At 70.6% G+C, this 25,760-nt stretch carries 21 protein-coding genes and 1 riboswitch; of the genes, 13 read left to right on the top strand and 8 right to left on the bottom strand.

Going from position 1 to position 25,760, the window contains the following annotated elements:
• The coding region (locus tag V7Z97_RS04045) for a M3 family metallopeptidase (RefSeq protein ID WP_334161592.1) at positions 1 to 1,328 on the top strand (1,328 nt) is incomplete at its 5' end.
• A gap of 145 nt (positions 1,329 to 1,473) precedes the next feature.
• Here V7Z97_RS04045 and V7Z97_RS04040 read toward each other — a convergent pair.
• Positions 1,474 to 2,010, bottom strand: coding sequence for a methylated-DNA--[protein]-cysteine S-methyltransferase (locus tag V7Z97_RS04040; RefSeq protein ID WP_334161591.1), 537 nt, complete (start codon positions 2,008 to 2,010; stop codon positions 1,474 to 1,476).
• A 274-nt stretch (positions 2,011 to 2,284) separates the two neighbouring features.
• Between V7Z97_RS04040 and V7Z97_RS04035 the strand changes: the two genes are divergently transcribed.
• The 4 genes from V7Z97_RS04035 (at position 2,285) to rimM (ending at position 5,527) form a co-directional block, all read left to right on the top strand.
• Positions 2,285 to 2,536 carry a hypothetical protein gene (locus tag V7Z97_RS04035; protein WP_334161590.1) on the top strand — a complete coding sequence of 84 codons (252 nt, stop codon included), beginning with the start codon at positions 2,285 to 2,287 and terminating at the stop codon, positions 2,534 to 2,536.
• Positions 2,537 to 2,726: 190 nt separating this feature from the next.
• Positions 2,727 to 4,238, top strand: coding sequence for a signal recognition particle protein (ffh, locus tag V7Z97_RS04030; RefSeq protein ID WP_334161589.1), 1,512 nt, complete (start codon positions 2,727 to 2,729; stop codon positions 4,236 to 4,238).
• Between the two features lie 24 nt (positions 4,239 to 4,262).
• A complete protein-coding gene (rpsP, locus tag V7Z97_RS04025) occupies positions 4,263 to 4,841 on the top strand; it encodes a 30S ribosomal protein S16 (protein WP_334161588.1) in 579 nt (192 codons plus the stop codon).
• 176 nt (positions 4,842 to 5,017) lie between these two features.
• Complete coding sequence (gene rimM / locus V7Z97_RS04020) at positions 5,018 to 5,527, top strand: ribosome maturation factor RimM (RefSeq protein WP_334161587.1); 510 nt, start codon at positions 5,018 to 5,020, stop codon at positions 5,525 to 5,527.
• A gap of 98 nt (positions 5,528 to 5,625) precedes the next feature.
• Here rimM and V7Z97_RS04015 read toward each other — a convergent pair whose 3' ends face one another.
• Entirely contained in the window at positions 5,626 to 6,492 is an 867-nt protein-coding gene (locus tag V7Z97_RS04015; protein ID WP_334161585.1) for an acyl-CoA thioesterase, read from the bottom strand.
• 67 nt (positions 6,493 to 6,559) lie between these two features.
• Positions 6,560 to 7,723, bottom strand: a complete 1,164-nt coding sequence (locus V7Z97_RS04010; RefSeq protein WP_334161584.1) for an aspartyl protease family protein — start codon at positions 7,721 to 7,723, stop codon at positions 6,560 to 6,562.
• A gap of 63 nt (positions 7,724 to 7,786) precedes the next feature.
• Here V7Z97_RS04010 and trmD point away from each other — a divergent pair, with 63 nt between their 5' ends.
• Together trmD and rplS are read left to right on the top strand one after the other, a co-directional pair.
• Positions 7,787 to 8,497: a tRNA (guanosine(37)-N1)-methyltransferase TrmD gene (trmD, locus tag V7Z97_RS04005; protein WP_334161582.1), complete on the top strand. Its 711-nt coding sequence runs from the start codon at positions 7,787 to 7,789 to the stop codon at positions 8,495 to 8,497.
• Between the two features lie 22 nt (positions 8,498 to 8,519).
• The gene (gene rplS, locus V7Z97_RS04000) at positions 8,520 to 8,918 is read left to right on the top strand and encodes a 50S ribosomal protein L19 (RefSeq protein ID WP_334161581.1); all 399 of its coding nucleotides are present in this window, start codon (positions 8,520 to 8,522) and stop codon (positions 8,916 to 8,918) included.
• Between the two features lie 78 nt (positions 8,919 to 8,996).
• On the opposite strand, the gene V7Z97_RS03995 is transcribed toward rplS, so the two are convergent.
• A complete protein-coding gene (locus V7Z97_RS03995; protein ID WP_334161579.1) occupies positions 8,997 to 9,185 on the bottom strand; it encodes a hypothetical protein in 189 nt (62 codons plus the stop codon).
• A gap of 555 nt (positions 9,186 to 9,740) precedes the next feature.
• Between V7Z97_RS03995 and V7Z97_RS20570 the strand changes: the two genes are divergently transcribed.
• The 3 genes from V7Z97_RS20570 (at position 9,741) to V7Z97_RS03985 (ending at position 13,215) form a co-directional block, all read left to right on the top strand.
• On the top strand, positions 9,741 to 10,025 hold the full coding sequence (locus V7Z97_RS20570) for a DUF3892 domain-containing protein (RefSeq protein ID WP_442958006.1): 285 nt from the start codon (positions 9,741 to 9,743) through the stop codon (positions 10,023 to 10,025).
• A gap of 981 nt (positions 10,026 to 11,006) precedes the next feature.
• Positions 11,007 to 12,653: a reprolysin-like metallopeptidase gene (locus V7Z97_RS03990; protein ID WP_334161578.1), complete on the top strand. Its 1,647-nt coding sequence runs from the start codon at positions 11,007 to 11,009 to the stop codon at positions 12,651 to 12,653.
• Positions 12,654 to 12,723: 70 nt separating this feature from the next.
• Positions 12,724 to 13,215: a hypothetical protein gene (locus V7Z97_RS03985; protein WP_334161577.1), complete on the top strand. Its 492-nt coding sequence runs from the start codon at positions 12,724 to 12,726 to the stop codon at positions 13,213 to 13,215.
• Here the strand turns inward: V7Z97_RS03985 and V7Z97_RS03980 are convergent.
• Positions 13,212 to 13,631 carry a YkvA family protein gene (locus V7Z97_RS03980; protein ID WP_334161576.1) on the bottom strand — a complete coding sequence of 140 codons (420 nt, stop codon included), beginning with the start codon at positions 13,629 to 13,631 and terminating at the stop codon, positions 13,212 to 13,214. The two genes, V7Z97_RS03985 and V7Z97_RS03980, sit on opposite strands and share 4 nt — an antisense overlap.
• A gap of 57 nt (positions 13,632 to 13,688) precedes the next feature.
• On the opposite strand from V7Z97_RS03980, the gene V7Z97_RS03975 reads away from it, so the two are divergent.
• A complete protein-coding gene (locus V7Z97_RS03975; protein ID WP_334161574.1) occupies positions 13,689 to 14,471 on the top strand; it encodes an SDR family NAD(P)-dependent oxidoreductase in 783 nt (260 codons plus the stop codon).
• 4 nt (positions 14,472 to 14,475) lie between these two features.
• Here V7Z97_RS03975 and V7Z97_RS03970 read toward each other — a convergent pair whose 3' ends face one another.
• Both V7Z97_RS03970 and V7Z97_RS03965 read right to left on the bottom strand, forming a co-directional pair.
• Positions 14,476 to 16,068 (bottom strand): sialate O-acetylesterase, encoded by a 1,593-nt coding sequence (locus tag V7Z97_RS03970; protein WP_334161572.1) that lies wholly within the window; start codon positions 16,066 to 16,068, stop codon positions 14,476 to 14,478.
• A gap of 75 nt (positions 16,069 to 16,143) precedes the next feature.
• Positions 16,144 to 17,598: a helicase HerA-like domain-containing protein gene (locus tag V7Z97_RS03965; protein ID WP_334161571.1), complete on the bottom strand. Its 1,455-nt coding sequence runs from the start codon at positions 17,596 to 17,598 to the stop codon at positions 16,144 to 16,146.
• A gap of 220 nt (positions 17,599 to 17,818) precedes the next feature.
• Between V7Z97_RS03965 and V7Z97_RS03960 the strand changes: the two genes are divergently transcribed.
• Positions 17,819 to 18,955: an AI-2E family transporter gene (locus tag V7Z97_RS03960; RefSeq protein WP_334161570.1), complete on the top strand. Its 1,137-nt coding sequence runs from the start codon at positions 17,819 to 17,821 to the stop codon at positions 18,953 to 18,955.
• Positions 18,956 to 19,140: 185 nt separating this feature from the next.
• Positions 19,141 to 24,006, top strand: coding sequence for an NAD-glutamate dehydrogenase (locus V7Z97_RS03955; protein ID WP_334161569.1), 4,866 nt, complete (start codon positions 19,141 to 19,143; stop codon positions 24,004 to 24,006).
• Positions 24,007 to 24,042: 36 nt separating this feature from the next.
• On the opposite strand, the gene purH is transcribed toward V7Z97_RS03955, so the two are convergent.
• Positions 24,043 to 25,635: a bifunctional phosphoribosylaminoimidazolecarboxamide formyltransferase/IMP cyclohydrolase gene (gene purH / locus V7Z97_RS03950; RefSeq protein ID WP_334161568.1), complete on the bottom strand. Its 1,593-nt coding sequence runs from the start codon at positions 25,633 to 25,635 to the stop codon at positions 24,043 to 24,045.
• Positions 25,636 to 25,657: 22 nt separating this feature from the next.
• A riboswitch (ZMP/ZTP riboswitch) is annotated at positions 25,658 to 25,741 on the bottom strand.
• Positions 25,742 to 25,760: the final 19 nt, after the last annotated feature.

Genomic DNA, 25,760 nt, shown 5'->3' with positions numbered 1-25,760 from the left:
AGGTCTGGAAGAACTTCTACAGCCGCGGCGACAACGGCGACGCCTGGGACAACAATGCGGTCATCAGGAAGATCCTGAAGCTGCGCGCCGAGCGGGCCAAGCTGTTCGGCTTCCCGACCCACGCCCACTGGCGCCTGGCCAACAACTCCATGGCCGACAAGCCCGAGGCCGCCATGGAGCTGATGATGCGGGTCTGGCCCTCGGCCATCGCCCGGGTCCGCGAGGAAGTGGCCGAGATGCAGGGCATCGCGGACAAGGAAGGGGCCAAGATCAGGATCGCGCCCTGGGACTACCGCTACTATGCGGAGAAGGTGCGCAAGGCCCGCTACGACCTCGATATGAACGAGGCCAAGCCGTACATGCAGCTCGAGAAGCTGCGCGAGGGCATGTTCTGGGCCGCCGGCCAGCTCTACGGCTTCGAGTTCGTCCCCGTGACCAACGTCCCGGTGCAGCATCCGGACGTGCGCGTCTGGGAGGTGAAGCGCGGGCCCGAGCACGTGGGCCTCTGGTATTTCGATCCCTATGCGCGGGCCGGCAAGCGCTCGGGCGCCTGGATGAACGCCTACCGCAGCCAGGAGACCTTCGACGGCAAGGTGACGACCATCGTCTCCAACAACTCCAACTTCGTGAAGGGCGCGCCGGGCGAGCCGGTGCTGATCTCCTGGGACGACGCGGAAACCATGTTCCACGAGTTCGGCCACGCCCTGCACGGGCTGAACTCCAAGGTCGCCTATCCGTCGCTGTCGGGCACGCGGGTGTTCCGCGACTACGTGGAGTTCCCCTCGCAGATCAACGAGCACTGGCTGCGTACGCCGCAGGTGCTGAACCGCTTCGCCCTGCATTATCAGACCGGCAAGCCGATCCCGGCCGAGCTGGTCGCCAAGATCGAGAAGGCCTCGACCTTCCGCCAGGGCTTCGACGTCACCGAGTATCTGGCCTCGGCGCTGATCGACATGAAGCTGCATCTGGCCGGCGACGCCGACATCGACCCGGACGCCTTCGAGCGGGAGGAGCTCGCGAAGCTCGGCATGCCCGCCGAGCTGCCGATGCGCCACCGCACTCCGCAGTTCGGGCACATCTTCTCGTCCGACGGCTATTCGGCCGGCTACTACTCCTACCTGTGGTCGGAGGTGATGGCGCTGGACGCGGTCGAGGCGTTCCGCGAGGCGCCGGGCGGGCTCTACGACAAGACGGTCGCCAGGCGGCTGCACGACACCGTCATGAGCGTCGGCAACTCCATCGACCCGCGCGAGGGCTACCGCGCCTTCCGCGGCCGCGACCCGGACGTGAAGGCCTACCTGCGCGACAAGGGCTTCCCGACGACCTGAGCGGGAACGACGGAAGACGGCAGGTCTCCCCTAAGGGGAAGGTCGCCGGACCGGCGGATTCAATCGGCAAAGAGCGAGCACTCGCTCTTTGTTCGAACTCCTCCGTGTCGCTCGGTTTGTCCAGGAATCGCGTCGCGGAATCGGCTCAGGCGAACAGGTCCCCCTGTGCGGCGGCCTTGGCGCCTTCGATGGCGAGCAGGCGCAGCTTGGTCCGGGCGCCGCCGCGGGCCGAGAAGCCGCCGAGCCTGCCGCCCGCCGCCGTCACCCGGTGGCAGGGCACGACGATCGGCCAGGGGTTCGCGCCGAGCGCCTGGCCGACCTGCTGGGCCAGCAGCCTGTCGCCGAGCTTCACGGCGATCTCGCCGTAGGTGAGCGTCTCGCCGGGCGGGATGGCGCGGGCGACCGCGTAGACCCGGGCGTGGAACGCCGGCGTGCGGGAGAGGTCGAGCGGCGCGTCCGAGAGATCGGCCTTCTCGCCGCGCATCAGGGCCTGGATGCCCGAGATGGTCGGCGCGAGGCCGTCCGGCGGCGTGTCTTCGGCGGCGTCGGGGAAGCGGCGCAGGAAGCCTGCCCGGGCGACGTCGGGCTCGCGCTCCGGCAGATGGCAGGCGACGAGGCCCGCGTCGTTCCAGGCGACGCCGGCCCAGCCGATGGCGGTCTCGAAGAGGGCGTAGCGGATCATGCCCGGACGATAGCGCCGTTCGCCGCGCCCCGCTGGCGGCTTTCGGACTTTCACCTCCCCCAATGTGGCCGCCGTGGGGGCAGTAGGGTGTCCGGGGCGGCGGACCCCGGCCTGGAACTCCTGGCGGCCAGTCTGCCTGCGGGGTCCGGCGTCTCAAGGGCCGGCCACCGCGCGGCGCGCCAGGGCGTGTCCTTGACACGCCGAACCCCGCAGGCTCGCATCTGACCATGAGGTTCAAGGGGCGGAGGCTTCTGACGAAGCCGACGGAACTCACATGACGAGCGTCGGCGCCGTGCAATGGCTCAGCGCTACAGGCTTCGCCGTGGGAATGGTGGGCAGCATCTGGTTCGCTGCCCAAGTCCGAAAGAATGCGAACGCCCCGCGCATCCCGATGCTGACCCTGGTGGCCTTCCCCCTGAGAAAGGAGATGGCGCTGCTCGAGCCGCAGGCGCAGCGCGACCATGCTTGGCTGGTGCGCTTCTGGCTGCTGTGGCTCCTGTCGGCGCTCACGGGGATGACGACCTGATCCAGACGGACGTCGCCTCTTCCTTGACCTGAGTTCTCCACAGGCGCATAAGCGCGCCCTTCCGGCCTGATCTCGATCAGCGCCCTCCACCGCCACGACCCCCATCACCATATGGGACGAGGGCGGCGAGGCCCCCCGTCGACGCAATCGTCCACGGGGGTCGATCGCGTTTGGGTCACAGGAGTTTGGTTTGTTCGACGCACTTACAGATCGGCTGTCCACCGTCTTCGACCGCCTCGGCGGCAAGGGCGTGCTGTCCGAGAAGGACGTGGACGAGGCGCTGCGCGAGGTCCGCATCGCGCTGCTCGAGGCCGACGTCGCCCTGCCGGTCGTGCGCGACTTCATCGCCAAGGCCAAGGAGCGGGCGACCGGCGAGGCCGTCATCCGCTCGGTGCGGCCGGCCGACCAGGTGGTCAAGATTACCTACGACGGCCTAGTGGAGATGCTGGGCGGCGAGGGCGAGCCCGAGGGGCTGAACCTCTCGCTGAACCCGCCGACCGTGATCCTGATGGCCGGCCTGCAGGGCTCGGGCAAGACGACCACCGCCGGCAAGCTCGCGCTGCGCCTCGCCAAGGACCGCAAGAAGGTCCTCGTCACCTCCCTCGACACCCGCCGCCCGGCCGCCATGGAGCAGCTCGCCATGCTGGCCAAGCAGGCCGGGGTGGAGAGCCTTCCGATCGTCGCCGGCCAGGCCGCGCCCGACATCGCCAAGCGGGCGATGAGCGCGGCGAAGCTGCAGGGCTACGACGTCCTGATCCTCGACACCGCCGGCCGCACGACCCTGGACGAGGCGATGATGAGCGAGGCGGCCGAGATCGCCCGCATCAGCTCGCCGTCCGAGACCCTGCTGGTCGCCGACAGCCTGACCGGCCAGGACGCGGTGCGCACCGCCAAGGCGTTCCACGAGCGCCTGCCGCTGACCGGCCTGGTGCTGACCCGCGCCGACGGCGACGGCCGCGGCGGCGCGGCGCTCTCCATGCGCGCGGTCACCGGCCTGCCGATCAAGTTCCTCGGCGTGTCGGAGAAGATCGAGGGCCTGGACGCCTTCGACGCCCGCCGCGTGGCCGGCCGCATCCTCGGCCAGGGCGATGTGGTGGCCCTGGTCGAGAAGGCCGCCCAGGACATCGACCAGGCCAAGGCCGAGGCCATGGCCCGCAAGCTGGCCAAGGGCCAGTTCGATCTCGACATGATGGCCGACCAGCTCGCCCAGATGAAGAAGATGGGCGGCATGGAGGGCCTGATGGGCCTCCTGCCCGGGGTCCAGAAGGTGAAGAAGCAGATCGCCGAGAGCGGCATCAGCGACAAGGTGTTCGACCGCCAGATGGCCATCCTGTCGTCGATGACCAAGGCCGAGCGGAAGAAGCCCGACATCCTGCAGGCCTCGCGCAAGCGCCGCATCGCGGCGGGCGCCGGCGTCGACGTGGCCGAGGTGAACCGGCTCCTGAAGCAGCACCGCCAGATGGCCGACGCCTTCAAGATGATGAGCAAGGGCGGCGGCAAGGGCTTCGCCCAGATGGCCCAGATGCTCGGCGGCGGCGGCGGCATGGACCGCCTCAAGGCGCTCGGCGGCGGCAAGGCGCCGACCCCCGAACAGATGGAGGAGATGGCCGCCAGGCTGCCCGGACTGGGCGGCCCCGGCGCTCCGAAACTTCCCGGCCTGGGCGGCGGCCTGCCGCCCGGCTTCAATCCCTTCAAGAAATAGACTGAAAGACCAAGGACCAAGACAATGCTGAAGATCCGTCTCGCCCGTGGCGGCGCCAAGAAGCGCCCCTACTACTCGATCGTCGTCGCCGACAGCCACTCGCCCCGCGATGGCCGCTTCATCGAGAAGGTGGGCTCCTACAACCCGCTGCTGAAGAAGGACGACCCGAACCGGCTCGTCCTGAAGGCGGAGCGCATCCAGGAATGGATGGCCAAGGGCGCCCAGCCCACCGACCGCGTGCAGCGCGAGCTGGCCAAGCAGGGCATCGGCACCTGGGTCGCCGGCAACAACCCGAAGAAGGGCGTCCCGGGCGAGAAGGCCAAGGAACGCGCCGAGGAGAAGGCCCAGAAGGAAGCCGACCGCGCCGCCGCCGCGGCCGAAGCCGCCGCCAACCCGCCGCCGGCCGAAGAGCCCGCCGTGGAAGAGGCTCCGGCCGCCGAGGCCGCCCCGGTCGAGGAAGCGGCTCCGGCCGAGCAAGCTGCTCCGGCTGAAGAGGCCGCCCCGGCCGCCGAGGAAGCGACCGCCGAGGCCGCTCCGGCCGAGGACGCCGCCGCTCCGGCTGAAGAGGCCCCCGCCGCCGAAGGCGAAGAGAAGGCGTCCTAAGGCGATCGCCGGTCCCCTTCTCCCCCTGCGGGAGAAGGTGGCCCGCGCAGCGGGCCGGATGAGGGGTCTCTCAGAACTCTCCGGCCCGCTTGCCGCCTCCCGATACCCATGACCGAGCGCGACCCCTCATCCGTCGGCTTCGCCGACCCCTTCTCCCACAAGGGGAGAAGGCGCGCATGAGCGCAGCCAACCTCATCCTCGTGGGCCGGGTGGCCGGCGCGTTCGGCGTGAAGGGCGATGTGCGCATCACCGCCTTCACCGCCGACCCGATGTCGCTCGTCGAGTACCGCAGCCTGCTGCGCGAGGACGGCTCGGCGGGCCTGACCCTGTCCGGCGGCCGGCCCGACCAGAAGGGCGGCGTCATCGTGCGCGCCGCCGAGGTCGAGACCCGCGAGCAGGCCGAGGCCCTGCGCGGGCTGAAGCTGTTCATCCCCCGCGACGTCCTCCCCGAGCCGGAGGAGGACGAGTTCTACGTCACCGACCTGATCGGCCTGACCGTCGAGAGCCCCGAGGGCGAGGTGCTGGGCAAGGTCCGCACCGTCCACGACTTCGGCGCCGGCGACCTCCTGGAGGTCCAGCCGCCGGAGGGCGCGAGCTGGTGGCTGCCGTTCACCCGCGAGGCCGTCCCCGAGGTCCGCCTCGCAGAAGGCAAGGTGATCGGCGTGCGGCCGGCGGAGACGGAGTAGGCGCTTCCTCGTACCGGCGGAGGCCGCGAGCAGGGCCGCGCTTCCCCACCCCGCTCGCCTTCGGTGAGTCGACCCTCCCCCTCAAGGGAGGGAGACGGCTAGGCCTTCGGCTTGCGCATCCGCATCAGGCCCTCCTGGGCGCAGGAGGCGACCAGGGCGCCGTCGGAGGCGCGGTAGATCTGGCCGAGGTTGAAGCCGCGGCCGCCGGAGGCCGAGGGGCTCTCCTGGTGGTAGAGGTGCCACTCGTTGAAGTCGGTCGGCCGGTGGAACCACATGGCGTGGTCGAGGCTCGCCGACTGGAAGCCCGGCGTGCGCCAGCTCACCCCGTGCGGCTTCACTCCCGTGCCGAGCAGGCTCATGTCCGAGGCGTAGGCCAGGATCACCTGCTGCATGCGGCCGTCGCCGCCGATCGGGTCGCGGGCCCGGAACCACACCTGCTGGCGCGGCTCGCTGGGCCGGGGCGCATGGTCCCAGCGCCCCCCGACCGTGCGCATCTCGATGGGCCGGGGCCGGTCGAGCCAGGCCCGGACCTGGGCCGGCGCGTCCTTCATCTGGGCCTTCTCGCGCTCCAGGTCGTCCTCGACCTCTTCCGGCGCCGGGGCCTCCGGCATGGCCGACTGGTGCTCGAACCCGTCCTCGGCGGCCTGGAAGGATGCGGCGAGGTTGAAGATCTGCTTGCCGTGCTGGACGGCGATCACCCGCCGCGTCGTGAAGCTGCCGCCGTCACGGGAGCGGTCGACGTCGAAGACGATCGGCACATTGGGGTCGCCCGGCCGGATGAAGTAGCAGTGCAGGGAGTGGCAGACCCGGTCCTCGACCGTCTCGTAGGCGGCGAGCAGCGACTGGGCGATCACCTGGCCGCCGTAGATGCGCTCGCGCGCCTCCTCTTCCGGCGTGATGCCGCGGAACAGGTTCACCTCGAGCCGCTCGAGCTGAAGCGTCTCGATCAGGGTCTGGGTGTCCATCGTCGTCCCGGCGATGCTGCAAGTGCGAAGCCGATCCGCTTAAGCCGAAGCCTCCGGCGCGGCAAGGTCAGTAGTAGTCGGTGAGCCGCAGGAGCCGGCGGCTGCCGTCGCCGACGGTCAGCGCCACCACCCGTCCGGCCGGGCCGTTGGCCCATCGGAACAGCGGGCTCTCGGCGTAGTCGGGGGTGATCGGCTGGCCGTCGATGGCGGTGATCACGGTGTGCGGCCGCCACCCCGCCGCCTCGGCCGGGCTGCCGCGGGCCACGTGGGTGACGCGCAGGTGGTCGCCCTCCACCGTCACCGACAGCCCCGCGCGGTTCTTGCGGAAGGCCGCCTCGGCCGCCCCCGGATAGGGCTGCAGCCACAGCCGGTCGCCGGCGAAGTCGATGGTCACATGGAAGCGGCTGAGCAGCGCGAGGCCGACGTTGGCCGGCGCGGCGGCCACCAGGTCGGCGGTGGCCGAGGTCGGCACGCCCCGGAAGGCGACGCCGCCCACCTCGACGCCGTCCAGGCTCGTGACCAGGCTTTCCCGGGGACCGTCCACGCCCACGGCGAGCTGGGTGGAGACCGGCCGACCCGCCAGCAGGCCGCGGGCCTCGGCGTAGTCGCGGTCGACCAGCAGGGCCCCGGAGTTGCCCAGGTCGAGGAGCGCCTGGACCGGCTGGCCGGCGATGGCGATCGGGAAGTTGCGCAGGTTGCCCGAGGCGACGAGCGGCAGGGGCGCCACCGGCGGCGGGCGGAAGTCATGGCGGGCGAGGAAGGCGATCTGCCGGGCCTGGAAATCGATGTCGACCACGGCCACGTCGAAGATGTCGCGGCCGAGGATCACCTGAACCGGGCGCGGCACCACCGCCTGCAGCACGCGCAGGTCCATCACCGCCACATTGCGCGTCGGCAGGACGAGGCCGCCCAGGCTGAGATCGGCGCGGGCGAGCCTGACGCCGTCCACCCGTCCGGCGACGCCCTGCGCCGGCAGGCCGCGGCCGAGCCGCAGGCCGAGGCCGGCGGCGAACGCCGCGTCGATCACCGTCGAGCTCGCGCCGGAGTCCAGCCAGGCCTCGGCGGGCCGGCCGTTGATGGTGATGGGGAACAGGATCTGCCGGTCCTGCAGGAACTCGAACGGCGTCGTGTGGGCCACCGTCGCCTGCGCCGGCTCCGGCGCCCGGGCGAAGGCGGGGGCGGCGGGGGCGAGGGCGAGGACGAGGAGGAGGGCGGCGAGGCGGCGCAGCATGGAGAGGGCTTAAACCGCGCGGCCGCGCTTGACGAGCCGCCCTGAAGCCGCGCTTCAAGGGCCATGTCCTTCGACGCCACCGTCCTGACCATGTTCCCCGAGGCCTTCCCCGGCCCCCTCGGCGTTTCGCTGATCGGCACGGCGTGGCGCGAGCACGGGCTGTGGACGCTGGAAACGGTGGACATCCGGGCCTTTTCCACAGATAAGCGCGGCTTCCTCGACGACACCCCCGCGGGTGGCGGTCCGGGACAGGTGATGCGGGCGGACGTGATCGCCTCCGCGCTGGACAGCGTGGAGCGGCGCGGACGGCCGCTTTTGTACATGAGCGCCCGGGGCCGTCCCCTCACCCAGGCGCGCGTGAAGGAATGGGCCGCGGGGCCGGGACTGATCGTCCTGGCCGGACGGTTCGAGGGGGTGGACCAGCGGGTGCTCGACGCCCGGGGGTTCGAGGAGGTCTCTGTCGGAGACGCGGTCCTCGCCGGCGGCGAGGCGGCGGCCCTGGTGGCGATCGAGGCGTGCGTACGGCTTGTCCCGGGTGTGTTGGGCCAGGCCGAGAGCTTGAGTGAAGAAAGCTTCGAGGACGGGCTCCTCGAGGGTCCGCAGTACACCAGGCCGCGGACGTTCGAAGGGCTCGACATCCCCGAGGTGCTGCTGTCGGGCAACCATGCGGCCATCCGCAAATGGCGCCAGGAGCAGCGCGAGAAGACCACGCGGGAGCGGCGTCCGGACCTCTGGGCGAGGCTCTCCGCCAATCAACAGGCAAAGGGCGGGTAAAGCCCAGTAAGGAAAGAGACCGATGAACGTGATCGAACAGCTCCGCAAGGAAGAGGCCGACCGCCTCCTCGCCGCTCGCAAGGTCCCGGTGTTCCAGCCGGGCGACACCGTGCGGGTGAACGTCCGCATCAAGGAAGGCGAGCGCGAGCGCGTCCAGGCCTACGAGGGCGTCTGCATCGCCCGCCAGGGCCAGGGCGTCGACGAGTCCTTCACCGTGCGCAAGATCTCCTTCGGCGAGGGCGTGGAGCGGGTGTTCCCGGTCCTGTCGCCGATGATCGAGTCGATCGAGGTGAAGCGCCGCGGCGTCGTCCGCCGCGCCAAGCTGTACTACCTGCGCGACCGCCGCGGGAAGTCGGCCCGGATCGCCGAGCGCCAGATGTCCCGCGCCACCGAGACGGCGCCGGAGACCAGCGAAGCCTAGGCTTCGGACCACTTACGAATTTCCAGCGGCGGCCGCAGCGATGCGGCCGCCGCCTTCGTTTCAGGGCCCCGGCGCGCCTTAGCGCCCGGCGTCCAGGTGGAAGATCGCCGCCTCGCCCGCCAGGGCGCCGCCCACCAGGACGTCGGCGGGGTGGCTGGCCTCCACCGCGGTCACCAGGACGTGGGAGCCGGAGTCCAGCAGGCGCGGGGCCGAGGCGCGGCCGTCGCGGTCCAGCACCACCACCATGCCGCTGAAGGTGCGGTCCAACCGGCGCGCCCGGTAGGTTCACCTCGGCCACCCGGAAGGTCGCCCGGTCGGGGCCGGCGGACGCACCGCCCAGGACCGGGCGTCCATGCGTCCAGGGGGATCGGGGCACCAGCCCCGGACGACCTTGCCGTCGGCTCCCAGCGCCTGCAGCACCAAGCCGAACCGGCCAGCCGCGTGGGCGTCCGAGAGCAGGCGGGCGCGGGCAGTGGGATGGATTCTCTACACTTGCCGCAGACCCCAAGTAGAGCGCGCAGCCGCCAAGAAGGGCGTAGTGAAACGCGATCTTGGGCGCGATGCCGCAGGACGTCGGGCAATAAGCCTGTGGACGAACGGGAACAAACCATGAACGTTCTATTGCTCAGCACTTAACGAGGCGCCAAGATCAGTTCGTGGTTAGATACGCGACCCACACATGGATGAGCCCACGACCGTTGGCGCGGTGCGTGGGCTCTTGTCTGCCGTCGGGCGGCAGCTCTGAACGACCCAGAATCCCAGACTACGGGAGCGCGGTCAACGCTCGGCGGCCACTTTCTACCCCAAAGGAGGGTGTGAAACATGGCCTCAAAGCCAGCCTATCAAGTGACTTGTCATACTCCGGACGACCTCGACCCCGATCGCCGGATTGAGGGCCTGGGAGGGCCAGGCAACGGAAAGCAGTGGTGGCTCCCGATTGACGAATTGATCAGCGGGATCGAGCGTGGCGCGTACGATCTGTGGACGGTCACCCCCGAGCGGCAATCTGTCTGGGTGGTGGTCGCCGTCCGCAATGGGCGCAAGTACCTCAAGACCGAGGCCGACGGTCTTGAGCCTAACAACTTGCTGGCCCTCCGGCACTGTTAATGAGTTCGCGGGCGGAGCCGGCCGGCTCCGCCCGCGCCTCTGACACCCACATTCCACTTCACCCAGAGTGAGCCCTATCCTGGAGCGCCAAGCGGGTGCGCGGTCGCAAGCAGTTGACCCTCCGCTAGATTGGCGCGTTCTAGCTCTGGGTCGGCGCTCAAGCAGATGCAGGCGCCATGCTTCCTTGGTGGGTGAAGACGGATCGGGGCTTCTGGGTCTCCCCGAGCCATGCAGACTACAGCGTGGCGCGGGTGTCCGAGTTGTGCTGGAGGCTCTCGGCCATGTGCATGGCGTGCGGTCATGGCCGCATATGGGGCGCGGGTGAACTGTTCGACGCCTTTCCGGCCCGAGTGACCATCGGCGCGATTGCGCTCCGCCTGAGATGTGGACAGTGCGGCTCCGACCAGGGCCGGATAGACTTCGTGAACGATCCAGGCGCGCAGCACCGTCGGGACATCAGGAACTACGAGGCGCGCCTTGCAGCGCGCGAGGCGGCGCTGGCGTCCGGTGCTGGTCGCCCGGATTAGGACGAGGACCACCGATGCTGCTGTTCCTGAGCCTCCTGCTCCTCGGCTTCCCGGCGGCCGCGCCCGCGCACACGTCAATCGACGCAAGGGCGTGCGCGGCCCAGGGCGGTAGGGTGCGGCCCGTCTGCCTCTCGGGGACACCCATGTGTGTCGTGCCGTACCGGGACGCTGGTAAGCGCTGCACCGGCGACCGGCAATGCGAGGGGCGTTGCATCCTGAATGGCGCGCCACCGAAGAACCCAAAGGCCAAGGTCTTGGGACGCTGCGAAGCCAGCAACAACCCGTGCGGTTGCTACACAACAGTAGAGAATGGAAGGGTGGCACGCAGCTTATGTGTCGACTAACCGACACTCTAAGCTGTTGCAGAGCTTAGCCATTCAGGTGCAGGTTGCCGCCGGGGGAGGCGCACGACTTACGCCATTGTCCGTGTCTCCGAAATCTGGGGGACATCCCAATGGCCACGCCGCTTCCTTCAACCTTCGCGACCACCACCGGCGACCTCCTGATCGACGCCGCGACCACGGGCTACCAGTGGAATCTCGGCGCCGACCGCACGGTGGATTGGTCGATCTCGAACGGCTTCAATGGCGAGTTCTGGGTGGCGCCGGCCTCGGTCCAGGCGGCCGTCCAGACGGCCTTGGCGGTGTTCTCCGTCTACGCCAACATCCAGTTCAACTACGTCGGCTCGTTCACGACCCCCGCGGCGGCCTATGCCGGAGGAAGCGAGATCAACGTCAGCCTGTCGGGCAACACCAACTTCTTCCCCTCCAGCCTTGTTTGGGGGCGAGCTTACTTCCCGACGACGATCGGCCAGGACTACCAGGGTGCGGCTGGCGACGTTTACCTGAACATCAACAGCGCCGCGAACACCCTGCCGAGCTACGAGCCCGGCAGCGCCGGCTGGTTCCTGCTGATCCACGAGCTTGGGCACGCGCTCGGCCTCAAACACCCGCATGATGACGGTGGCACGGGTCACCCGACCCTCACGCAGCTTGGGCTTGGGGATTTCGAAGTCGATTGGGCCACGATCATGGCCTACGGCGACGACTACAATTGGAACCTCCGGGCCTTCGATCCGGCTACGCCGATGGTCCTCGACGTGCTCGCGCTTCAGGCCCTGTACGGGCCGAACATGTCCCACAACACAGGCGACAACAGCTACGAGATCGTCGCCACCAACACCTACATGACCTACTGGGACGCCGCGGGGATAGATGAGGTCAACGCCTCCACCTCCGACCGCGGCTGGGAAATCTACCTGCCGGACGAACAGCTCTCCTCCGTGGTGAGTACCCGCGTGGGCTATGCCGTGCCGACCTCCGAGCTGGCGCTGGCCTCACCTCGGAGCCTGTTCTGGCTCACCGGCGACATCGAGGACGCCATCGGCTCGAACTTTGCCGACACGATCTACGGCAGCGTGCTGAGCAACTACCTGTATGGCGGCGGCGGCAACGACGAGATCATCGCCTGGCATGGCGACGACACCGCCGATGGCGGCGCAGGAAACGACTCGATCTATGGCGGGCAGGGGAACGACCTGATCGGGGATACGGCGGGCGGATCGAACTACCTCCGAGGCGACGAGGGCAACGACCAGATCGTCGGCGGTTCGGGTTTCGACGACATCAATGGCAACATGGGCGACGACACCGCGTCAGGCGGCGCCGGTGACGACTGGGTCGTCGGCGGCAAGGACAACGACGTGCTTCTGGGCGGCGTTGGCGACGACATCGCCTATGGGAACATCGGGAACGACAGCTGCGCGGGCGAGGCTGGAAACGACCTGCTTCGCGGGGGGCAGGGGAACGACATCGTCCTCGGCAACGACGGGAACGACTGGGCTTCCGGTGACCGGGGCGACGACACCATGACCGGTGGCGCTGGCGCGGACATCTTCCACACGTTCGGGGACGCCAACCTGGACCGGGTCACCGATTTCAACCTGGCCGAAGGCGACCGCGTTCAACTGGACCCCGGCACCACCTACACCGTCGCCCAGGTCGGCGCGGACACGGTCATCAGCATGACGGGCGGCGGGCAGATGATCCTGGTCGGCGTGACGCTCACCTCGCTGACCGGAAACTGGATCTTCGGGAACTAGGCCGGGCCCTCGTGCAATTTGTTGCAGCTAAAATTTGACCTTCGACGGGTTAGGTGTTCCCTTTCCGTTCATGTCCACATCCGCAGAGATCGCGGAGCGGCACAGCCGCATCCTTTCCGAGCTCGCCGAGCTCGGCCTCTCCCTTGCGCGTTCGCTTCACGAACGTGCGGTGGCCGCCGAGGACGCGAAGTCCTTCCTGGCGCGCACCGAGGACCGGGTGGCGACGCCCAGCCGCGCCTCGGCGGAGGCCTGCGAGCCGGTGGCCCTCAAGGAGCGTCCGACCACCGACCCCAAGGGCGTGCAGAAGGGTGTCGACACCGACTGCGACGGGGAGGTGGACACGATCATGGGGGTGCCGGACAGCAAGCGTCACCCGATCACCATCTGGGTCGACGACGACGGCGACGGCAAGCTGGACACCATGTACTTCGACGACCGCCACGACGGCGTCCTGGACAGCGCCCTCTACGACACCGACGGCAACGGCAGGCCGGACATGCGCGGCGAGTTCCGGAACGGCGAGGACGAGCCCTACCGCTGGGAGAGGATCAGGGAGGACTAGTCGTCCCGCCGCATCCTGGCGATGGAGCGCCGCGCCGCCTCGCGGTGGCGGGGCTTCAGGTTGCGGCCGACGAGGGTCATCAGGGTCGCGAAGACCGCCGCGTCGTCGGTGTAGCCGAGGCCGGCGATGAAGTCGGGGACCACGTCGGTGGGCAGGACGAAGTAGGCCAGGGCCGCCAGCATCATCCCCTTGGCCGCGGTCGGCGTCTCCTCGTCCCGGGCGCAGTACCAGACGCTCAGCGCCTCGGCGGCGAACGGCACCTTGGCCGCCACCTTGCGGATCTTCGGCCAGAAGCCGCGGGCCACGCGCTGCTCGTTCAGCTTCACCACGGACGGGACCAGCGCCCGGCTGGGATCCAGGGGCGCGTGGGGATCGAAGGCGTTGACGTCGGGTGACACTTTTTCGCTTCCGCTCATCGGGCTAATGCCTTCGCTGAAGTCACCCCATCTAACGGGAGCGGGAGCAAAGCGTCCATGGAACTCAATTCATCCGTCGCAGCGGTGGTCACCGGCGGCGCCTCGGGCCTCGGCGAGGCCACGGTCCGCAGCCTGGCCGCCAAGGGCGTCAAGGTCGCCATCTTCGACATGAACGAAGAGAAGGGCCAGAAGGTGGCCGGCGAGGTCGGCGGCGTCTTCTGCAAGTGCAACGTCACCTCCGAGGAAGAGGTCGATGCGGCCTTCGCCAAGGCCCGCGAGGCGCACGGCCAGGAGCGCATCCTGGTGAACTGCGCCGGCACCGGCAACGCCATCAAGACCGCCAGCCGCGACAAGCAGACCGGCGAGACCAAGCACTTCCCGCTGGATGCGTTCAACTTCATCATCCAGATCAACCTCGTCGGCACCTTCCGCTGCATCGCCAAGTCGGCGAAGGGCATGCTGGACCTGGAGCCCATGGAAGACGGCGAGCGCGGCGTGATCATCAACACCGCCTCGGTCGCGGCCGAGGACGGCCAGATGGGCCAGGCGGCCTATTCGGCCTCCAAGGGCGGCGTGGTCGGCATGACCCTGCCCATCGCCCGCGACCTGTCCGGCGACGGCATCCGCGTGAACACCATCCTGCCGGGCATCTTCAACACGCCCCTGATGCAGTTCGCGCCGGAAGCGGTGAAGCAGGGCCTGGCGGCCTCGGTGCCGTTCCCCAAGCGTCTCGGCAAGCCCGAGGAGTACGCCCAGCTCGCGCTGACCATGATCGAGTGCGGCTACTTCAACGGCGAGGACGTCCGCCTCGACGGCGCCATCCGGATGGCGCCGCGCTAGGCGCCTACTGGAAGATCCAGTCGCCGGGGCCGAGCCGCCCCGGCGGCGTGCCTTCCAGGTGGATGACGTAGTTGGCCCACTGCGGCTCCGGCCCGGCCGCGTCGCGGTCGAACAGCACCTTGGTCCCGCCGGCCCCGTCGTCGATCAGGCTGAGATAGCCGTCCGCGAAGGGATCGGCCCCCGCGTAGCCGGCGGCGTCGAACAGCGCCCGCAGGTCGATCCGGTCGACGCCCGGCGTGAAGTCGGTGATGTGCGGCGGATCCCAGGGCTCGGCGCCGAACACGAAGCGGTCCGCCCCGCCGCCGCCGGTCAGGCGGTCCGGGCCGCGGCTGGCGTTGAGGGTGTCGTCCCCCGGGCCGCCCGTCAGCACGTCCCCAGGCCAGCCCGAGGTCAGCACCACGCCCGGCTCGCCGCCCTCGCCGGGCGGCGGCGGCGGCGGCGGGGACACCCTCCCGCCGGAGAGCTGCGCCCAGGTCAGGCCCGCGGCCGGCGTCCCCTGAAGGTGGATGATCCAGTTGGGCCAGGCGCCGCCCTCGGTGGCCCCGTCGTCGTCGAACAGGACCTTGGTCCCGCCCTCCCCGTCGTCGAACAGCAGCACGTAGCGGTCGGCGATCGGGTCCGCGCCCGTGTAGCCGGCCGCGTCCAGCAGATCGGAGAGGTCCAGCCGGTCCTGGCCGGGCGCGAAGTCGGTGACCCGGGCCGGCGACCACGGCTCCCCCGCCCAGGCGAAGACGTCGGCCCCGGCGCCGCCGGTGAGCACGTCGGAGCCCCGGCTGGCGTTCAGGGTGTCGTCGCCGGTCCCGCCCACCAGGGCGTCGCCCGGCCCGGCCGAGGTCAGCACCTGGCCGCCCTCGCCGCCGTCCGGCGCGCCGCCCGTTCGGAAGGCCCGGTAGAGGGCGAAGAACTCGTCCCCAGACATCCGGTGCGCCTCGGCCGTGAAGTGCACGTTGTCGCCCATCAGCGGGAAGGCGCGGGAATCGAAGCTCGCCGCGTTGGCGTCCATCTCGTCGGTGACCAGCTGGGCATGGCGCACCTCGGCCGCATAGGCGGGCGTGCCGGAGATGCGGAAGAAGCCGATCTTGCCGGCCGGGTCCTCCAGCCATTCCGCCCGGACGGCCGCGAAGAAGGCGGGCAGGTTCTCGTCATAGGCCGCCGCGGTGTCGGCGTGGTTGGCGTCCTCCTCGCCCTGGCCCCAGAAGACGGCCTCGGGCCGGATCCCGCCGGCCGCCGCCCCGGCCTGCCGGATCATCTCGGTGGTCAGGTCGAAGACCTCGTTGTCGCTGCGCGGCGACCAGTCGTATTTCCACTCGCCGGGGTCCACGTCCAGGCGCGTCCCGCCCCAGGCGGACTTCACGATCCGCAGCACCTCGTCGGGATGGGCGGCGCGGAAGGCCAGCGCGAACTGCACCTCCGGCCCCCAGGCGTCGGGCATCTGGCCGAAGCCGGTGTTCACCCCCGGCTGCATCTGCGCCCAGGCCTTGGCGCCGTCGTCCCAGATCAGGGTCAGCGGGTCGGGCTTCCAGGCGGCCGGAAGGGTGGACGCGTTCATGTATGCGCCGCCGGTGTTCGACTGCCCGGCGAAGACGACAAAGGCCAAGATCGGCTCTCCCCAGCAAGGTCCTGCTTGCCTGCTGGAGACTCGCGAGGGGGCGCGGTTGTTCCTTGCCGGCCGTCAGCGCCGGCGGCGCACCCCGCCCAGGAGGCCGCGCATGATCTCCCGGCCGATCTGGCTGCCGACGCTGCGCAGCATCGACTTGGCGAAGGCCTCGCCCATGGACTGCAGCTCCGACGGCTTCTCGCGCGCCGCCCTGGCCGGCTTCTCCGCGGGCGCGGGGGCCGCCGCCGTCGCCGCGGTCTTGGCCTGCAGCATCTCGTAGGCGCTCTCGCGGTCGCGGAGCTGGTCGTAGAGGCCGCGCACCGGGCTCTGCGCCATCACCGCCGCCCGCTCGGCCGGCGTCACCGGCCCGAGGCGCGAGACCGGCGGCCGGACGAGGGTGCGGGCCACCATGGTCGGCGCGCCCTTCTCGTCGAGCACCGAGACCAGGGCCTCGCCGACGCCCAGGGCCTGGATCGCCTCGGCGGTGTCGAAGGCCGGGTTGGTGCGGAAGCTCCCGGCCGCCGCGCGCAGGCCGCGCTGCTCCACCGGGGTGTAGGCCCGAAGCGCGTGCTGCACCCGGTTGCCGAGCTGGCCCAGCACCGTCTCGGGGATGTCGGCGGGGTTCTGGGTGACGAAATAGACGCCGACGCCCTTGGAGCGGATCAGCCGGACCACCTGCTCCACCTTCTCCAGCAGCGCCTTGGGCGCGTCGCGGAACAGGAGGTGCGCCTCGTCGAAGAAGAAGGCCAGCCGGGGCTTCTCCGGGTCCCCCACCTCCGGCAGCTCCTCGAACAGCTCCGACAGCAGCCAGAGCAGGAAGGTGGCGTAGAGCCGGGGTGCGGCGATCAGCCGGTCGGCGGCCAGCAGGTTCACATAGCCCCGGCCCGAGCCGTCGGTGCGCATCAGGTCGGAGAGCTGCAGGGCCGGCTCGCCGAACAGGTTGGCCCCGCCCTGGTCCTCCAGCATCAGCAGCTTGCGCTGGATGGTGGCCACCGTGGCCGGGGAGACGTTGCCGTACCGGGCGCCCAGCGCCTTGGCGTTCTCGGCCGCGTAGGTGAGCGCCGCCTGCAGGTCCTTCAGGTCGAGGAGCAGCAGGCCCTCCTCGTCGGCGGCGCGGAACACCACCGTCAGCACCCCTTCCTGCACGTCGTTCAGCTCGAGCATGCGGGCGATCAGCAGCGGCCCCATCTCCGACACCGTCGTGCGGACCGGGTGGCCCTGCTCGCCGAACAGGTCCCAGAAGGCCACCGGCGCGCCAGCCGGCTGCAGGGTCAGCCCCATGGCGTCGGCCCGCGCCTGCATCTTCTCGCCGGGCTGGCCGGGCTGGGAGATGCCGGAGAGGTCGCCCTTCACGTCGGCGGCGAAGACCGGGACGCCGGCGTCGGAGAGCCCCTGGGCCAGCACCTGCAGGGTCACCGTCTTGCCGGTGCCGGTGGCGCCGGCCACCAGCCCGTGCCGGTTCGCGCGGTCCAGGCGCAGGCGCTGCAGGTGTTGGTCGGCGATGCCGATCAGGACGCCGTCGTCGGCCATGCGGGGCTCCTCTGCGCAGGGAGGCGAAGGCTAACCGATCGCGGCCGGGCGGCGCCAGTCGGGACTCGCGCCGGGGGCGAAGTCACATTCTTGCCGAAAATTCGAGGCGAGAGGGCAAATCTACTCCCAATCTTAAGCAAAGCCCGGTAGGGGTTACCCACGTTGACGGCGGGTCCCCCGCCGGGGACAGTCGCAGCCTCCGCTCACGCGAAAGCTCTCCATGCCCGCCCGCGCCTTCGAGTCGCCGCTGATCCGCGTCTCCCTCGCCATCCTGGCGGCGATCGCCACCGGCGCGGCCCTCTACTGGCTCTCGCCGATCCTGACGCCCCTGGCGCTGGCCATGTTCCTGGCGGTGATGATCGACGGCTTCGCCCGGGTGCTGCACCACCGCCTGCCCGGCGTCGGCCGCCGCGCCGCCCTGCCGCTGGCGGTGGTGCTGTCGATCCTGATCTTCGGCGGCTCCGCCTATGTCATCGCCGACAACGCCACCTCCTTCGCCAGCCAGCTGGCCGGCTACGCGCCGCGCCTGAACGGCCTGCTCGCCCGCCTGGCCGGGCTGTTCGGCATGGACGTGCCGCCGACCATCGACACCCTCGTCCAGCAGCTCAACCCGACCCGCTTCCTCGGCCAGGTGGCCAAGGGGCTGCAGGACTTCGCCTCCACGGCCGCCTTCGTCCTGGTCTACCTCGGCTTCATCATCGCCTCGCGCCGGGGCTGGGAGCGCAAGGTCGTCAACCTGTTCCCCCAGCGCGAGGAGCGGCAGGAGGCGGTGGCCGCCTTCCTGCGCATCCGCGACGGCGTCGAGCAGTACCTGTGGGTGCAGACGGTGACCGGCCTGATGATCGCCGCCGCCTCCTGGGCGACCATGGTGGCCGTCGGCCTCGACAACGCGATCTTCTGGACCTTCGTCATCTTCATCTCCTCCTACATCCCGGTGGTGGGCGGCGTCGTCGGCGTGGCCGCCCCGCCGGTGATGGCGCTCGTCCAGTTCGACACCCTGTGGCAGGCCGCCGTGCTGTTCGCGGTGCTGCAGACCGTCACCCTGGTGGTGGGCAACGTCATCTATCCGCGCATGCAGGGCCGCAGCCTGAACATCGACCCGGTGATGGTGCTGCTGTCGCTGGCCTTCTGGACGGCGATCTGGGGCCTGGCCGGCGCCTTCCTGTCCACCCCGCTCACCGTCATGGCCATGGTGATCCTGGCCCAGTTCCCCACCTCGCGCTGGATCGCGGTCCTGCTCTCGGAGGATGGGGACCCCTTGCGCCTGCGCAGCGAAAAGAAGCCGAACGAGGCGCTGGACGAGGCGATCGCCTCGGAGCCGGCGGCCGACAGACGGAAACGTTCCCAGAGGACTTAAAAGTTGAGCTTGCCGTTCCTATCTGAGGTTAGCCGAGGCCCCCAACTCCTCGGCTGGTGCGTCCGCCCCCCAAGCCCGCGGACGCAGCGAGCACTGAGTGTCCCGCCGCCCCCCCACGGCGGGACCACACGCCGCCGGACACTCTCCTCCGGCGGCGTCCTCGCGTCCGGCGCGGGGGTTGCGCGATGAGCAAGACACCTCGCGCCGGAGCCCTTCGACCCAACGCGCGCCTCGTGCGCGCGGTGATGTCCGCCATCGGCGACGCGCCGCAGGCCGCCGCCGCCCGCGCCTTCGCCGAGCAGGCCTCGGCCGACGCCCTCACCGACGAGGTGCCCGAGCTTTCCGCCGCCGAGCTGGCCGAGAACCTGGCCGACTTCTGGCGCTTCGGCGAGCGCCGCCGGGGCCGCGGCGCCTCCATCCGCATCACCCCGGTGATCGGGACCCGCCACGCCGGCCTCGACCGGCTGGAGATCGTGCAGGACGACGCGCCGTTCCTGGTGGATTCCATCATGGGCGAGATCGCCGACCAGGGCCTCTCTGTGCGGGCGATGTTCCACCCCATCGTGACGGTGCAGCGCGACCGCGCCGGCCTGCGCGGGGAGACCGGGACGCCGCGCCGCGAGTCCATGATCCAGGTGATCCTCGACCCCATCGGCGCCGACCGGGAGGCCGCCCTGGTCCGTGGGGTGAAGGAGACCCTCGCGGACGTCCGCGCCGCCGTGGACGACTTCCCCGCCATGCTGGAGCTGATGGGCAGGACCCTCGCCGAGCTGCGCGAGCACAGCGAGAAGGCCACCGACGAGGACCTCGCCTTCCTCTCCTGGCTGCACAAGGAGCACTTCGTCTTCCTCGGCGCCCGGGTCTACGAATACCCGAGGCTGCCGAACGGCGACTACGCGCCCGAGGAGCCGCTCTACCAGCCGAAGGACGGCCTGGGCGTGCTGCGCGACCCCGCCCGCACCGTGCTGCGCCGCGCCCACGAGCCCGCGCTGCTGATGGGCCAGGTGAAGGACCGTCTGGTGGTCGACCCGGCGCTCACCGTGGCCAAGTCCAACGTGCGCAGCCGCGTCCACCGGCGCGGCTACATGGATTACGTGGGGGTCAAGCGCTATGACGAGGACGGCCGCCCGAACGGCGAGGTCCGCTTCGTGGGCCTGTTCACCGCCGACGCCTACGACCAGCCGGCGAGCAACGTGCCGCTGATCCGCCAGAAGCTCGCCAATGTGGTGGAGCGCGCCGGCGCCGCGCCGAACAGCCACAACGCCAAGCGGCTGAAGAACATCGTCGAGAACCACCCGCGCGACGAGCTCTTCCAGATGACCGAGGACGACCTCCTCGATCAGGCCCTGGGCGTGCTCCACCTCTACGACCGGCCCCGCGTGCGGCTGTTCGAGCGGCGCGATCCGTTCGACCGCTTCGCCTCGGTGCTGCTGTTCGTGCCGCGCGACCGCTACGATTCCGAACTCCGCCGCAAAGCGGGCGATATCCTGGCCCAGGCCTACGGCGGGCGGCTGTCGGCCTACTATCCCAACTTCCCCGACGCGCCCCTGGCGCGGGTCCACTACATCATCGGCTTCACGCCCGGCCAGCACGCCTGGCCCGACCTGCGCGCCCTTGAGGCGGAGATCGCCGAGGCCGCGCGCACCTGGGAAGACCTGTTCGACGCCGCCGTCCGCGCCAGCGGCCGGACGCCGGAAGAGGTCGCCGAGACCGTCGCGCGCTACCGCGAGGCCTTCCCGGCCGGCTACCGCGACCGCTTCGACGCCGCCGAGGCCCTGGCCGACGTGGCCGAGATCGAGGCCTTCGGCGAGGAGGCGGTGCGCGCGCGCGCCTACCGCAGGCCCGAGGACGGTCCGCTGGAGTTCCGCTTCAAGCTCTACCGGCGTGGCGAGCCCGCGCCGCTGGCCGACGTCCTGCCGATCCTCGAGAACATGGGCCTGAAGGCCATGGCCGAGGCGGGCTTCGAGATCGTCCGCGAGGGCCAGGAGCCCGTGTGGGTGCACGACTTCGAGCTCACCGACCCGCGCGGCGAGCACCTGGTGTTCACCGAGGTGAAGGACGCCTTCGAGGACGCCGTCGTCGCGGTCTGGACCGGCCTGACCGAGAACGACGGCTTCAACCGGCTGGTGCTCGAGCTCTCCATTCCCTGGCGCCAGGCGGCGCTGGTCCGGGCGCTCGCCCGCTACCGCCAGCAGTCGGGCCTCGACCCCACCCAGCGGGTGCAGGAGGAGGCGCTGTCCGCGCATCCGGGCGTGGCGCGGCTGATCCTCGACCTCTTCCGCACCAAGTTCGACCCGGCGATCAACGCCGACCTGGCGGCCCGCAAGGCCCAGGCCGAGGCGGTGATGAAGAAGATCACCGACGCCCTGCAGCTCGTGGAGAGCCTGGACGACGACCGGGTCCTGCGCCGCCTGGCGCTGCTGGTCGGCGCGATCCAGCGGACCAACTTCTACCAGCCCGCGGCGGACGGCGGGGTGAAGCCCTACATCTCCTTCAAGGTGGCGAGCGGCGAGCTGGCCGACCTGCCGCTGCCCAAGCCCTATCGTGAGATCTTCGTCGGGGGCGTCAACGTCGAGGGCGTCCACCTGCGCTTCGGGCCGGTGGCGCGGGGCGGCCTGCGCTGGTCCGACCGGCGCGACGACTTCCGCACCGAAGTGCTCGGCCTGGTGAAGGCCCAGCAGGTGAAGAACGCGGTGATCGTGCCCGTGGGCTCCAAGGGCGGCTTCTATCCCAAGCAGCTGCCGAAGGGCGGCTCGATGGAGGCCGTGCGGGCGGAGGGCGTCCGCGCCTATACCACCTTCCTCTCCGGCCTGCTGGACATCACCGACAACCTCAGCCCGACGGGCAAGGTGATCCGTCCCGAGGCGGTGATCGCCCACGACGGCGACGATCCCTACCTGGTGGTCGCCGCCGACAAGGGGACGGCGACCTTCTCCGACATCGCCAACGGCATCGCCGAGTCCTACGGCTTCTGGTTGGGCGACGCCTTCGCCTCCGGCGGCTCGGCCGGCTATGACCACAAGGTCATGGGCATCACTGCCCGCGGCGCCTGGGAGGCGGTGAAGCGCCACTTCCGGGAGCTGGGCAAGGACATCCAGTCCGAGCCCTTCACCGTGGTCGGCTGCGGGGACATGTCGGGCGACGTGTTCGGCAACGGCATGCTGCTGTCGCGGCAGACGCGCCTGCTCGCCGCCTTCGACCACCGCCACATCTTCCTCGATCCCGATCCGGACCCGGCGGCGTCCTGGGCCGAGCGCAAGCGGATGTTCGAGCTGCCGCGCTCCTCGTGGGACGACTACGACCGCAAGGTCATCTCGAAGGGCGGCGGCGTCTTCCCGCGCAGCCAGAAGGAGATCCCGCTGACGCCGCAGGTCCGGGCCATGCTCGGCGTCGAGGCCGAGGCGCTCTCCCCGGCCGAGCTGATCAACGCCATCCTGAAGGCGCCGGCGGAGCTGCTCTACCTCGGCGGCATCGGCACCTATGTGAAGGCGCGCCACGAGGCCAACGCCGAGGTCGGCGACAAGGCCAACGACGCCATCCGCGTCAATGGCTCGGACCTGCGGGTGAAGGTGGTGGGCGAGGGGGCCAACCTGGGCCTGACCCAGGCGGGCCGGATCGAGTTCGCCAGCCGGGGCGGAAGGATCAACACCGACGCGATCGATAACTCGGCCGGCGTGGACTCCTCCGACCACGAGGTGAACATCAAGATCCTCACCGGCATGCTGGAGCGCACCGGGGAGCTTACGCGCAAGAAGCGCGACACCCTGCTGAAGTCGATGGTCGACGACGTGGCCGCTCACGTCCTGGCCCACAACTACGACCAGACCCTGGCGCTCTCGCTGCTGGAGATGGACGCGGCCGGCGAACTGGAGCCGCACGCCCGGTTCATGAGCGAGCTGGAGCATGCGGGCCGCCTCGACCGCACGGTGGAGGGTCTGCCCGACGCGGCCGCCGTCGCCGAGCGCATGGCGGCGGGCCGCGGCCTGACCCGTCCCGAGCTGGCGGTGCTGCTGGCCTACGGCAAGCTCGAGCTGAAGCGCGAGCTGGTGGCCAGCCACGCCCCCGACGACGCCTTCTTCGAGGACCGGCTGGAGGGCTACTTCCCGAAGCCGCTGCGCCGGTGGGCCGAGCCCATGCGCCGCCACCGCCTGCGGCGCGAGATCATCGCCACCGTCATCGCCAACGACGTGATCAACCGCTGCGGCCCGAGCTTCCCCTCGCGGCTGATGGCGGCTGCGGGCTGCGACGTGGCCGCCTTCGTGGCCGGCTACGAGGCGGCCAAGGCGGTGCTGGAGATCGAGCCCCTGTGGGACGCCGTGGGCGCGCTGGACGGGAAGATCCCGGCCGCGGGCCAGATGGCGCTCTACCGCCGCATGGTCGCCGCCCTGCGCGGCGCGACCTTCTGGCTGGCCCGCCGCGCGGCCCGCGAGCGGCTGGACGTCGAGGGCCTGATCCGCCGGTACGCCCCGGGCTTCCGGGCGCTGAAGGGCCTGACGCCCGCCGCCGTCTCGCCGGTGGAGAAGGCCGGCATCGCGCACCGCATCGGCCAGCTCACCGAGGCCGGCGCGCCGGCCGACCTGGCCCGCTCGGTGGCCATGCTGCAGTCCCTGACCACGGCCGCCGACCTGGTGGACCTCGCCGAGGCCTCCAGCTGGCCGCTGCCCAACGTCGCGCGGCTCTACAACGCCGCGGGCGCCGCCTTCGCCTTCGACCGGCTGCGGGCGGCGGCGGGCGGCTATGCGGTGGGCGACGCCTTCGAGCGGACGGCGCTTCGCCGTCTGATCGAGGACATGCTGGCCGAACAGGCCCAGCTCACCCGGGCGATCATGGACTTCGCGGGCGGCAAGCAGGCCGGCGAGGACGCCGACCACGCCCGCGACGCGGTGGCCTCCTGGGCGGCGCTCAGGCGCGACCAGGCGGGCGCGGCGCTGAAGGTGATCGAGGAGATCGAGGCGGCCGGCGGCGCCTGGACCTTCGCCAAGCTCACCATCGCCAACGCCGCCCTGCGCGAGCTGGCGACCGAGGCCGCGGGGGGGCGGAAGCGGGCGTAGGCGTTTCCCTCCCCTTCACGGGGAGGGAAGAGCTCCCTAGTGCCGGAACACCCGCACGCCGGTGAACACCATCGCCAGGCCGCGTTCGTCGGCGGCGGCGATGACCTCCTCGTCGCGCACCGAGCCGCCGGGCTGGATCACCGCGGTGCAGCCGGCGTCGGCGGCCTGGATCAGGCCGTCGGCGAACGGGAAGAAGGCCTCCGAGGCGCAGGCCGAGCCGGTCAGGTCCAGGCCGAAGTCGGCGGCGCGCAGGGCGGCGATCCGGGCGGAGTCCTTGCGGTTCATCTGGCCCGCGCCGACGCCCAGGGTCTGGCCGGCCTTGGCATAGACGATGGCGTTCGACTTCACGTGCTTGGCGATGGTGAAGGCGAACAGCATGTCGGCCACCTCGGCCTCGGTCGGCGCGCGCTTCGTCACCACCTTCAGATCGGCCGGCGTCAGGCGCGCGTCGTCGCGGCCCTGCACGAGGAAGCCGCCGGACACCGACTTGAAGGTGACGCCGGGCTCGCGCGGGTCGGGCAGGCCGCCGGTGACCAGCAGCCGGACGTTCTTCTTCTTGCGGAACAGGGCGACGGCTTCCTCGTCGGCGTCGGGGGCGATCACCACCTCGGTGAACACCTCCAGCACCTGCCGGGCCGTGGCCGCGTCCAGCGTCGCGTTCAGGGCCACGATGCCGCCGAAGGCGCTCGTGGGGTCGCAGGCCAGGGCGCGCTCGTACGCCTGCGCCAGGGTCCCGCCGGTGGCCACGCCGCACGGATTGGCGTGCTTGATGATCGCGCAGGCGGGGCCGGCTTCCGGCGCGAACTCCGCGATCAGCTCGAACGCCGCGTCGGTGTCGTTGATGTTGTTGTAGCTGAGCTCCTTGCCCTGCAGCTGGCGGGCCGTGGCGACGCCGGTGCGCGGGTTGGGGAAGCGGTAGAAGGCCGCCTTCTGATGCGGGTTCTCGCCGTAGCGCATGGTCTGGGCGAGCTCGCCGGAGAGGCTCATGCGCCGGGGCGCGTCCTCGCCCAGCTGGGCCGCGAACCAGCCGGAGATCGCCGCGTCATAGGCCGCCGTCCGCGCATAGGCGCGCGCCGCCAGCCGCTTGCGCAGGTCCAGCGACGTCGCGCCGTCGGCCTTCAGCGCCTCCAGCACCTCGGTGAGGTCCGAGGGCTCGGTGCAGACCGCCACATAGCCGTGGTTCTTGGCCGCCGAGCGGATCATCGCCGGCCCGCCGATGTCGATGTTCTCGACGGCGGTCTCGTAGTCCGCGCCGGCGGCGACGGTCGCCTCGAAGGGGTAGAGGTTCACATAGACGAGGTCGATGGCGCCGATGCCGTGCTCGTCCATCGCACGCCTGTGCTCGGGCGCGTCGCGCACGCCCAGCAGGCCGCCGTGCACCACCGGGTGCAGGGTCTTCACCCGCCCGTCCATCATCTCCGGGAAGCCGGTCAGCTCGGAGATGTCCTTCACGGCCAGGCCGGCGTCGGCGATCGCCTTGCGGGTGCCGCCGGTGGAGACCAGCTCCACGCCCATCTCCGCCAGCACGCGGGCGGCGTCGACGAGGCCGGTCTTGTCGGAGACCGAGATCAGGGCGCGGCGGATCCGGACCTGGTCCGGAGCGGGCGGGAAGTCGGGGGCGGCGGGCACGGCATTCTCCTCTGGAAAGAGTCTGAGATGCCCAGGCGAGCGGCGGGATATGGCCTCACGCGCTCCCCGGTGGTTTCCCACCTTGATCGCCAGTCACGCGGAGTTGGCGGTGGTGCTACGCGCGC

This window comes from Phenylobacterium sp. (genome assembly GCF_036821595.1).
GTDB lineage: Bacteria > Pseudomonadota > Alphaproteobacteria > Caulobacterales > Caulobacteraceae > Phenylobacterium.
Note: the sequence above shows the minus strand (reverse complement) of the source record. Positions and strands in the feature narration are given on the sequence as shown.